Genomic DNA, 10,729 nt, shown 5'->3' on the forward strand with positions numbered 1-10,729 from the left:
TTTCTAAACCCAGGCCAAGTTAAAGATTCCGAAAGGTCTCGCAGATTAAAATCTGTTTTTTTATAAGCTTCGCGACCAAAAGCAAAAACCGCATTGGGCCCGCACTCTATGCCACCTCCTACCATGCGGGTAAAATGGACGCCAAGAAATGGGAACGCAGGGTCGGGAACTGGATAAATCAAATGATTGACTAACTTAGGGGCCGATGCGGTAAATTGGAAATATTCGCCACGAAACGGTAGGATCCGCAAGGGTAAATCTGGCTCTGACTTGCGCGCCAATCGGTCTGATTGCAAACCAGCGCAGACCACGGCAACTCGCCCTACCCAAGTACGTGAACCCCCTATAACCTCAACCTGCTCACCTTGTCGCTGAATATCAACCACTGTCTCACCAAGAATAATTTCAACACCCAACTCGGCCAGTAACTCCGCGTATTTTCTCGCTACCGCGCCATAATCAACAATTCCTGTTTGCGGCACAAACAAGCCACGAAAACCACTACAATGAGGTTCAATTTCACGAATCTCGGGAGGCTGTAAAAATTGAAGCCCTGTTAGACCGTTGGCGACACCCCGACGATGCAATTCTTCTAGACCAGGTAATTCTGCAGGTGAAGTTGCCACAACAATCTTCCCACATATCTCATAGGGTATGGAATGCTCTCGGCAAAAACCCAACATTTGTTGATAACCAGCACGGCAATTAAGTGCCTTGAGTGAGCCGGGCTTGTAATAAAGCCCAGAATGAATCACACCGCTGTTATGACCTGACTGGTGCTGCGCTACGGACGCCTCTTTTTCAATCAAGGTTAAACGGGTCTCTGGCCGAGACTGCATTACACGCAGAGCTGTAGCTAAACCAACTATGCCACCGCCAACAATAATTAGGTCATACCTCATAATTAACTTTTAAAAACTTACTTAACGCGTAAATATAAATGTAAAGCTTACCAATGAAACCTTAAAGTACTCAATCAACAAATAATACCCACCCCAGTCATTAAGAGCGCTATAATCTCGCCTCCCACTAGGAAATTGTTTTATCCAGCCCCCGCATCAAAATCAACGGTTGGCCTCCAATACACTCCGTCTTTCAATCGTCTAACATCCACCAGAAGCACATAGAAATGACATATTATCCTTCCTCATACACTGTTCAATCCAAATTGACTGGATCAAACCGATAATATTTTCTATAAATCATTTTTACAAGCGCTGTAACTTGTTCCTGATTTAAGTGGGACAAAGCGTAGATATCCTAGCCATAACAACACGCCCCCCACCCTTTCCTGCAAAACCTATAGCAAGTACAGACCAGCTTGAACGCATAAAAAATTTTCTGGTGCTGTCTAATATTCACTTGGACCTGAGTACTAGGCAAAGCACAATAAATACGCTGATTTTCCCCACTAATAACTTTTTCTACAACACCATTTATAAATAACTTTCCAATATGCAAAAAACTCCACCACAACTTAGTTTTTTCATAATCTACCCGTGTTAGCGCATGAACATCAAAACCCACATCAACTAGTTTAAACGAAAACTGTGCCGACCACTAAAGCTAGTTGCACCAGTCACCATCACACATTTATCGACTAAGTAGTTGGAGCACTTTTCAAATTAACATTATTCATAACAACTCTAATTCGGGTATAGCAACCACAAACTGACCACCCCACTCTCGAATATAAGCTAATTGCTCGATAACTTCTGCACGTATGTTCCAGGGGAAAATAACCACATAATCAGGCTGATTTTCTTTTATGTAAATTTCTCCAACTATTCTGACTCGACTACCAGGCATATAGCTTCCTTGTTTAGCCGGATTTTTATCCACTACAAATGAGATAAGGTCAGAACGTATCCCAGCATAATTCATAAAAGTATTACCCTTAGCAGCAGCACCATAAGCAGCAATACTCTTGCCCTGCTGCTTAGCTTCAATTAAAAACGTGATAAAAACCATCTTTATTTTGTCAGCCTTTTGTTGAAAACCTTTATAAAAGCCAACTGTATTCATACCAACCAAATCTTCCTTTTTTTGCAATTCAAAAACCCTTTCATTAATTTTATGCCGAACCGCCTCACTACGCTGTGCATAAATGCGTAGACTCCCACCATGTGTTTGCAGCTGCTCCACATCAAAAACTATCAATCCATTTGCTTCAAAAATTACTCGAATAGCTGTAAGGGATAGGTAAGAAAAATGCTCGTGGTAGATAGTATCGAACTGATTAAGCTGTACTAGATTTAATAAGTGAGGAAATTCAAAAGACGCTACCCCTTCTGGTTTAAGCAGCCTGACAAAACCCTTCACAAAATCATTTATGTCTGGAACATGTGCAAGAACATTATTAGCGATAATTAAGTCAGCCTGCCCTCTTTGCTTCTTTAATAGAAGCGCACTTTGCTCGCCAAAGAACGCTTCAACAATATCAATGCCCCGTTCTCTAGCCGCCATAGCTGTACTATGTGTTGGTTCAACACCATAACATGGGATACCTTTTAGTTTCACGTACTGGAGTAGATAGCCATCGTTGGCAGCAACTTCTACAACTTGACTTTGGCTGCTAAGATTGAACCTCGCCATCATTTTTTCAACATAATTTCTGGCATGCTCCAACCATGTCTCCGAAAAGGAACTAAAGTAAGCATAGTCTCCAGAAAACATTTCATCAAAATCAACTATATCCTCAGTTTGCACTAACCAACACCCATTGCACACAAGCACTTTTAATGGATACCACTTCTCGAATGCCTTTATAGCTTTTCCTTTGAGGTAGGCGTTAGAAGGAGGTGCAACCCCTAAATCCACAAAAGTATGCCTCAGGTTTTTACAGCAGTGCCTACACTTCATAAACTTATAATTCCTCAAAATTCTCAACTAATAATGGGGGGTTTTTGTCTCGCTCTGACATTCCTATAACCTTCAAGGGCCATTGAATATTCAATTTAGGATCCATGGCATTTAATCCACCCTCCGCTTTATTTGCCATGCATTAATAGATATTATCATTCTTAATGTTTTGATAACTGCAAGTCCGCTTGATGCCCCCGCCGCCCAACTCGACAATCTCTGTACAGTTTTTCAGGGTAGTGAGTCGATGAGCTATAATGAGCACAGTGAGGTCTTTGCTGAGCCCTTCGATTGCTTGCATGACTTCTTGTTCGGTCTCATAATCTAATGCACTAGTAGCCTCATCAAAGATAATCACATCGGATTGCTTATAAAGAGCGCGTGCAACCCCAATACGCTGACGCTGACCGCCAGACAGCCGAACACCCTGTTCACCAACAATGGTTTGGTATTGCTTAGACCAACTTTCAATAACTTCGGCAATTTGCGCTTGTTGAGCTGCCAACTTAACCCGAGAATGATCAATCTGATCTTTGGGTATGCCAAAGGCAATGTTTTCTTCAATGGTACTGTCGGCCAAAAAGATTACTTGTGGCACATGAGCAATATGGGATTGCCAAGCGACATTGTTACCTAGCGTAATAGTTTGACCATCAATTTCCAAGTCGCCATCAGAAGGTTGTAGCAACCCCATAATAATATCAAGCAAGGTGCTTTTTCCACTACCGGTGGCTCCAATAAAACCGACACGGCTACCTTTGGCAATAGTAAGATCGAGTTGCTTGAGCACATAGGGCATTTGCTCGCTATAGCGAAAGTCGAGCTGCTTAAGCCTTATACTGTGATTGAATGCCAGCGGTTGTATAACTGACTGATTGGCGTAACAGGGCAAGGGCTGGTCTAACAGTTCAAGCGTGTCTACTAATGAAGCTGACCCTCCATTTATTTCGGCCCAAGCCTGATAAGCTTGTTGAAGCACTGGGAGTAATCGCTGGGCACCAAGCGCCAATGCGCCTAAAATGGGAACAGCCTTAGCGACGCCACTTGGTTGCTGAGCCATAAAATACGCTAACGTGGCGATAAGAACCATACCTAATGCCTCCATACTATAGCGAGGACTACCACCAATAAATGTATTATTCCCCTGTGCACGGCGCAAAAGTCTGTCAGAATTACGGTATATCTGGCAGTAAACAGATTGACTGCCATCGATTAACACATCACGTATACCGCCTAGTCCTTCTTGCAAAGATTTTATAACTTGAGTAGATTCGCGCGCCATACATTTACTATTAGCCAATAGTTGCTTACGGGTCAAACGAATAATAAGCACATAGATAAGACCAAAACCTGCAAAAGCGACTAATGCAACCATAGGTTGCACCATCAACAGGGCCATGAGAATAGCAGTGAGCATAATGATGGAACTAGTGAGCGTTAGAACAGGCATAATAATGCCAGAAATAACTCCATTGGCTTTCACAGAGATGGCATTAATCACTTCACTGCTGTTGCGGTTACAATGTACAGAATATGGCTGATAAAGTGTACGGCGATAGATCCTAATACTAAGGTCAGAACCAGTGGCAAAAGCCAATCTAGTACTCGTCCAAAGCAACAATAAACGCATAGCACCAGCGATTATCGCCGCCCCACCAAAGACAATAGTAAGCGGCAATAACAGTTGTTTTGACTCAGTTAGCTTTAACGCCTGAATAACCGGTTGCGCGATAGGTAAATCAAAAACAAATTCAGGCTCCGTTAACACTCCAAGAAACGGAACCACGGCGCCAATGCTAAAAACTTCTGCGAATGATGCGAGCAACATCAGCAACATCAGTAATTTGAACTGCCCATGCCGATGTGGACTAATATGGCACCAAAGGTGTTTTAGTAAAGTTGTTATTGGTTGGCTTTTCATACTCTCTTCAATTACCCTACATTACTTAAATTGTTTACTTGAGCTCCAGTGACGATGTTGACTCCCAAAAGATAACACATCAAAACCGCTTCAAACTTTCTCTTTATTCAAATAGCCCGCGCAACTCATTAGCTCGTTTATTCTCTCTCTTCAACAAACTGTTTGATAAGCTTATGCAGTTGCCAAGGATGTAAAACCCAATAAGCGTAAAAGCAGAAAAAAATTAAAAAAGCAACGAAACTATAGCGCTCACTATAAAACGACATCACAACCCCCAGTAGCAACAAAGACACCGCTAACGCATCAATAGTTAAAAGTGCTTTTCTATCAGATACCTTAGCTAACTGAAACAAATGATGTAAATGCGCACGATCAGCAGCAAAGATAGACTTTTTCTTTAAAATCCTTCTACCCATAACGACTACGGTATCCACTATCGGAACTGCAAGACACCACAAAACACTTACCGGCTTTATTGCTTCTATTGGACTCTGGGAAAGATAGATGAAAAACCACGCTAAAATATAACCTAAAAGCATACTCCCAGCATCACCTATGAAGACCTTCCGTTTAGTAAAAAAACCTAAGTTCACACACAAATAGGGCAGTATGGCAGCACCTAATACGGCCATCTGCTCAGCCAATAGAATTTGGCCGCTGCTTATTTGAAATAACACAGCCCCTGCTAACGCTACGAAAACCAGCGTCGCCAAAAGACCGTCCATCCCATCTATCATGTTATAGGCGTTAACTAAACCTATGATGGCAACTACGGTAAACACCATACCCCATTGCCCCAGATGAATATCGCCCCAACCAAACAAATCACCCAAATTTTCTACATACAACCCCGTACTCTTTATCATGATAACGGATGCCATCACTTGAACAAAAAGACGAAGCCTAACGCCTAGACCTGTATGGTCATCAACCATACCCATGAGAAAAATAAATGACCCTGTTGCAAACAGATAAAAAACCTTCTCGGACAAATTAAAAAAAAGCACTAGAGGCACTATGGTACCAATAAAAACGGCCACCCCTCCTATTAAAGGGATAGACCCATTATGCAACTTACGACTATTCGGCTCATCCACTAGGTTGAACTTAACCGCTAATGGTCGGCAGATAATAATTACCAGCACCGAAATCACAAGTGCCATTAAGCATGCTAAGGTAAAACCATATGAAATATCACTCATAAAATAACTTACTTTAGAGACGCTATACGTTAAACAAAAACAACCATATCATAACCATTAAGGTTCGCTTTCCAAAATGGTTTCAATTAACAAGCTTGGCAAACATTAACTTCTTAACTTTACAGCCCTAACAGAACTTTTAAAAAACTAAAGATCTTTATCACTTCCACGTTAGGCTGCTTATAACCGTAGCATTTTTTGCCGTTTCGCCCAGACTTTTAAACTAAAACTTTAAGCACGCTACCGCCACCAGCGCGCAACACATCTTGCCCACCGTTAGATTAAAAATCACCTTTAAAAGGCAAAACATTCCTTAAAAGCCCTATGATAACAAGTTTGATAGCTATACTCTCTTATACTGAAAACAACTCTCAACATAAAGTTTTTACATTTTCGAACAATCAGACAAATACCCCTCAGACCGCCTTAACCGCATCCAGAGACTCTTTAATCATTTGTTGTCTTTGCATAACGTTGAGCAATAAAACAACGCGCTCATTGCCTGTTTCTTCTTGAAAAATACCTTGTAACCCTTTCAAGGGACCCGATGTAATCGTTAATTTGACCTTTTCTGAGAACAATACTGTGAATAGCGCGTCAGAAACTCGCTAAAGATCGCAACTATACTGGATTGTTGTTACTCACTGCAACCACTCAGAGTTATTGCGCAAAAATGCGGCACTGAAGCGAGTACGGATTTTACCGTGTAAGAGTCTTCCATTTAATGGATCTACGGCATCAGTGGGAAAGATCTCCCAGAAACGCTGCTGCATAGCCTCGTCGTCTGGGTGTTCTTGCCAAGTGCCTACAAGACGCTCTGCCATTTCGATAGCTACGTCACGAATTTCTTCTGGAGTGTTTTCGATGAGAGATATACCTTTAGATTTATACTCTAAGGAATTTGAACAAAACCCAATATCGCGTAAAAATATTTCACCCGCCGTTAACTCATGGCCACTTTTCATATCTATATGATGCTTAGATAGCAAAAGGGAAGTATTACCCCATGTAATACAACTGCCCAACGGAGCATTATTAACTTCAACTATTGGACGGCGCGCAATAAGAGGAACACAATCAAATCCAGTTCCAACTGTAAGACAAAACGCACATTTCGTCCCCAAATAAATATCCATAAAATCGCTGCGCATACCATTGCTGGCGTAATCAATCACTTTTGGGTGCGCGCTGTTTATAGATGAATGGACCTTGGCACCCATACGGAAAACAAAGTAACCGCGATCAGCAAGTTCTTCAGCAGCCAAAATATAGTTTTGAATATCACTATCGCGATAATTATGATAACTCCAATCAATGGTAGGATGCTGGCTATCCAAATATGCACTGTCACGAACAATTAAACAGATAAATTGTGCGCCATCAGGCAAACCCATTGCCCGCAAACTAGCTTCACCACCCATCTCTTCCTCAGCAGTAAATTTTAAATGTGAAGGAAATCGCTCAAACAAATTATGCACATCCCTATCACCCGAGGTACTGTTGCCAATCTCATGCGACTCTCCGCCAGGAATAAGCTGATTGATTACGACAGTAGGGGCCACTACCCAGGCAGGCCAAATACGTAATACCCTTTGCCACATGATTACAAGCTGCTGATTACAAATAGGCTCCTCCAAATAAAAAATATCAATATGACGTTGGTTGGGCACATTTATACCCGCATCACGCTCACAAAGATACATCTCGGTATTACCCACAAAGTGACCAATGCGAAGACTGTTCAATCTACTCAATCGCACTAATAACCAAGGCTTGATCAAACGCATAATTAGCACCACAGGAATAGCAAATATATAGCGTGGCATCTTTGAGATTTGTCTAAGTAATACTGTACTTCCACCTTGCTGAATTTGCTTAAGCTGCCTTTTAATAAACTGCATCATGCCATTACTTTCATCTAGTTATTTGCCTGTTCATACGTTTCCGGTGTCCCTATATCTAAAAACACTTCCGATGTTTCATAACTGTAGATCTGCCCGACAAAACGATTCAGCACTTCGGTGCTAAAATCTGTGGCTATATGTAAATCTGTATCCAGTATTTTTAATAATTCGGCAGAGAGGATATACACTGCCCCATTGGCTAAATTACTCGGCGGGTTAGCAACCTTTTCATGAAAGCCTATCACTACACCGCGCTGATCCAGTTCAACAATACCACACGATGACGGTTCGTCGGTGCGAAAGGTCATCATTGTCATCAGGCATTCTGGCGGGCGATTACGGTGTACTTGTTGAAAGGCCGTGAAATCTGCCAAACAATAGTTGTCGGCATGAATCAACAGACCATCCTCGCCCTCAAAAAAATCCAGATTGGTTATCAATGTGCCGGCAGTGCCATGCAGTTCAAGTTCATTCACCAACCTGACTTGATTACGATAAGAGCTAGTTTCAATAAAAGTCTCAACCTGCTCTGCCAGATAATGGGTGTTGATTAATAATGGTCTTATGCCAGCCTGTATCAAGCGCTCCAGCCATATCTCCAACAATGGTTGGCCTTTAATCGGCGCTAAGCACTTCGGCATAGTGTCAGTGAGTGGCCGCAAACGCGTACCCAACCCCGCCGCCAACAGTAATGCTCGCACTAGCTCAACTCTCGCAATAACTCTTCGGTACGCAATGGGGTGTTCCCCACCCTGCCAACTTGCACGGCCGCCCCCAACGAGCCTAAACAGGCGGCTTCCCAAATAATACCACCGCAAGCCAAGGCCATGGCACAGGTAATCAACAATGAATCGCCTGCACCAGCCACATCTTTGACGGCACTATTCAAAGCATATATCCTGTCAGTTAACCAGGCATCGCCTTTACTATTGCTAGCATGAATCAATAGCCCTTCTTCGCCCAATTTAAGCAAGACATTGTGAGCAACCGATTGTTGCCGCAGTTGTTCTGCCAGTACTACCAAGCCATCTTCTCGGTTACGCATGCTAATGCGAGCTTCGTGCTCAGTAGGGGTAATTAAATCCATACCCTTAAAGCGACTGATGTCTCCCACCTGAGAGGATGACTGGCTGTCAGCAACTATTAACACACCACTACTTTTGGCCATCGCCACAACCTGGTCAACCAATGGTTGTGGCAAGCAGCCATAGTTAAAATCCGAAAACACCAATAAATCGGCTCCGTCCAACGCCTGTTCCAGCGCCATTAATAACTGTGTTTGCAATACAGCAGAGATGCTCGACTGATGCAGGTGACTGACGCGCAACAGGCTTTTCCCTTTACTGCGATAACGCTGTTTTAATGTCGTGGGGCGGCTGTCATCTTCAAGCAAATGCGCCTCAACACCTATGGCAACCAAACCCTCAAGCGCAAAATCGCGCGAGGTATCCTTGCCCGTCACTGAAACTAACTGTACAGATGCTCCTAATCCCGCAGCATGTGCAGCGACAATAGCAGAACCACCAAGAAAGCGGGTTGAATCTAATGGTGTGACGACAATCGTCGGGTCTTCTTGTGACATACCCAAGGGATCACAGGTAATGTACTCATCAATAATCAAATCACCAACCACACAGACATTTAAACTGGAAAAATCATTTACCAATGCAATTAATCTGGATTTATCGATAGAGTGACGATCAAGATAGTCAGTCGGTAAGCTTATGGAACGAGAGTCAAAAGTTTGAAATTCTTTTCGGATCAAATCAAGTGACGAAAACCGGGCCTCACCCGAGCTAAATACCAAGCGGCCACCATATTGCTCTAATGCCGCTAATTCTAGGTTAAAATGCGCTTCATGCTCTTTCCCCTTAACAACAATATCAGGGCGGAGTCGGCTTATGATGTCAGAAATCGGCTCATCGGCAATAAAAGCTTCATCTACCCAACTATTACTACTTATCCCTTCAAGACGTAACTGCTCTGGTACATGTGCAGAATTACCTGCAATACGATCACTCTCTACGGCAACAATCAAACGGCCTCCACTTTCTCTAGCAAACCGCAACAATCTTAAATGCCCAGGATGAATGACATTAAAGCACCCAGAGATAAAAGTTGTAACTAAATTATTCATCATCATGCTCCATTACGATCAATGGCCTAAACACTCGCCCTGATTCTAGATCATTTAATGCTTTGTTAATATCTCCGTTATCCTGGCTTAATATTCGTGCACCAATACCACCGGCTACCACATGACCGGAAGCGTCTATAATTTCACAGCGTAAAATTATTTGGCTGAGTACAGTTCCTGCTAAAGCGGCCTTTTCATACTCGACCAGGGTTGGATAGTTGATCGTTACGCCTAACATGCCGCATATTTTCTCGGCACCTGGTTTAAACAAGCTAGGCTTGCTGAAATGGGCAGGGTTTTTGCAATATTTCCCTGCCTGGCATTTATGACGGCTAACTACGTGAATTTTTCCAAAGTCGGAACCTTCCACCAGTGCTTCACGAACCCAGGACATTAAAGCGGCTCTATTTTTCCGGCGACGGTCTAAACCAGCCTGGAAAGTTTCAGCGGGAAGGTCTAAGGGATTAGCAGAATTAATCGCTAATTCCTGATCCTGTTTTTTATCGGGTTTAACCCGTTCTACTAATTGAGCTGTCGCATTCATGACAACCTCCTAATGTGCAAATTAAATAAAAGAAGGGGCAAGCGGCTACCTGCCCCACCAGTATTAATATTCTTCAGGTAGAAGAATCGTTGTTGCTGACCGATCCGCTTCGGTAATTACCCAAAGCTTAACCGTATCGAATATGTACGAGGAAAAAAT

At 42.8% G+C, this 10,729-nt stretch carries 9 protein-coding genes; all 9 read right to left on the minus strand.

All coding sequences use genetic code 11. The annotated features are described in order from the left end of the window. A partial coding sequence (lhgO, locus tag QZ488_RS19390) for an L-2-hydroxyglutarate oxidase (RefSeq protein ID WP_293751839.1) occupies positions 1-902 on the minus strand: 902 nt, incomplete at its 3' end. 733 nt (positions 903-1,635) lie between these two features. Then, a complete protein-coding gene (locus QZ488_RS19395) occupies positions 1,636-2,862 on the minus strand; it encodes a class I SAM-dependent methyltransferase (protein ID WP_293751841.1) in 1,227 nt (408 codons plus the stop codon). Positions 2,863-3,004: 142 nt separating this feature from the next. After that, positions 3,005-4,783 carry an ABC transporter ATP-binding protein gene (locus tag QZ488_RS19400; protein WP_293751843.1) on the minus strand — a complete coding sequence of 593 codons (1,779 nt, stop codon included), beginning with the start codon at positions 4,781-4,783 and terminating at the stop codon, positions 3,005-3,007. Between the two features lie 137 nt (positions 4,784-4,920). After that, entirely contained in the window at positions 4,921-5,985 is a 1,065-nt protein-coding gene (locus QZ488_RS19405; RefSeq protein ID WP_293751845.1) for an MraY family glycosyltransferase, read from the minus strand. Positions 5,986-6,401: 416 nt separating this feature from the next. Beyond that, the gene (locus QZ488_RS19410; RefSeq protein ID WP_293751847.1) at positions 6,402-6,524 is read right to left on the minus strand and encodes a hypothetical protein; all 123 of its coding nucleotides are present in this window, start codon (positions 6,522-6,524) and stop codon (positions 6,402-6,404) included. 102 nt (positions 6,525-6,626) lie between these two features. Continuing rightward, positions 6,627-7,889: a TIGR04372 family glycosyltransferase gene (locus QZ488_RS19415; RefSeq protein WP_293751849.1), complete on the minus strand. Its 1,263-nt coding sequence runs from the start codon at positions 7,887-7,889 to the stop codon at positions 6,627-6,629. A gap of 14 nt (positions 7,890-7,903) precedes the next feature. Then, positions 7,904-8,590, minus strand: a complete 687-nt coding sequence (locus QZ488_RS19420; RefSeq protein ID WP_293751851.1) for a nucleotidyltransferase family protein — start codon at positions 8,588-8,590, stop codon at positions 7,904-7,906. Further along, positions 8,590-10,026, minus strand: coding sequence for a PfkB family carbohydrate kinase (locus tag QZ488_RS19425; RefSeq protein ID WP_293751853.1), 1,437 nt, complete (start codon positions 10,024-10,026; stop codon positions 8,590-8,592). The genes QZ488_RS19420 and QZ488_RS19425 overlap by 1 nt, the downstream gene beginning before the upstream one ends. After that, positions 10,019-10,570 (minus strand): hypothetical protein, encoded by a 552-nt coding sequence (locus QZ488_RS19430; protein WP_293751855.1) that lies wholly within the window; start codon positions 10,568-10,570, stop codon positions 10,019-10,021. Before QZ488_RS19430 ends, QZ488_RS19425 begins: the two co-directional genes overlap by 8 nt. Positions 10,571-10,729 lie beyond the last annotated feature (159 nt).

This window comes from uncultured Paraglaciecola sp. (genome assembly GCF_913020055.1).
In the GTDB taxonomy this organism is placed as follows: Bacteria; Pseudomonadota; Gammaproteobacteria; order Enterobacterales; family Alteromonadaceae; genus Paraglaciecola.

Bases quoted from the DNA above. Each gene is read 5' to 3' on its own strand.
- QZ488_RS19415 (WP_293751849.1), bottom strand. From the start codon at position 7,889: ATGATGCAGTTTATTAAAAGGCAGCTTAAGCAAATTCAGCAAGGTGGA.
- QZ488_RS19430 (WP_293751855.1), bottom strand. From the start codon at position 10,570: ATGAATGCGACAGCTCAATTAGTAGAACGGGTTAAACCCGATAAAAAA.
- QZ488_RS19395 (WP_293751841.1), bottom strand. From the start codon at position 2,862: ATGAAGTGTAGGCACTGCTGTAAAAACCTGAGGCATACTTTTGTGGAT.
- QZ488_RS19425 (WP_293751853.1), bottom strand. From the start codon at position 10,026: ATGAATAATTTAGTTACAACTTTTATCTCTGGGTGCTTTAATGTCATT.
- QZ488_RS19400 (WP_293751843.1), bottom strand. From the start codon at position 4,783: ATGAAAAGCCAACCAATAACAACTTTACTAAAACACCTTTGGTGCCAT.
- QZ488_RS19405 (WP_293751845.1), bottom strand. From the start codon at position 5,985: ATGAGTGATATTTCATATGGTTTTACCTTAGCATGCTTAATGGCACTT.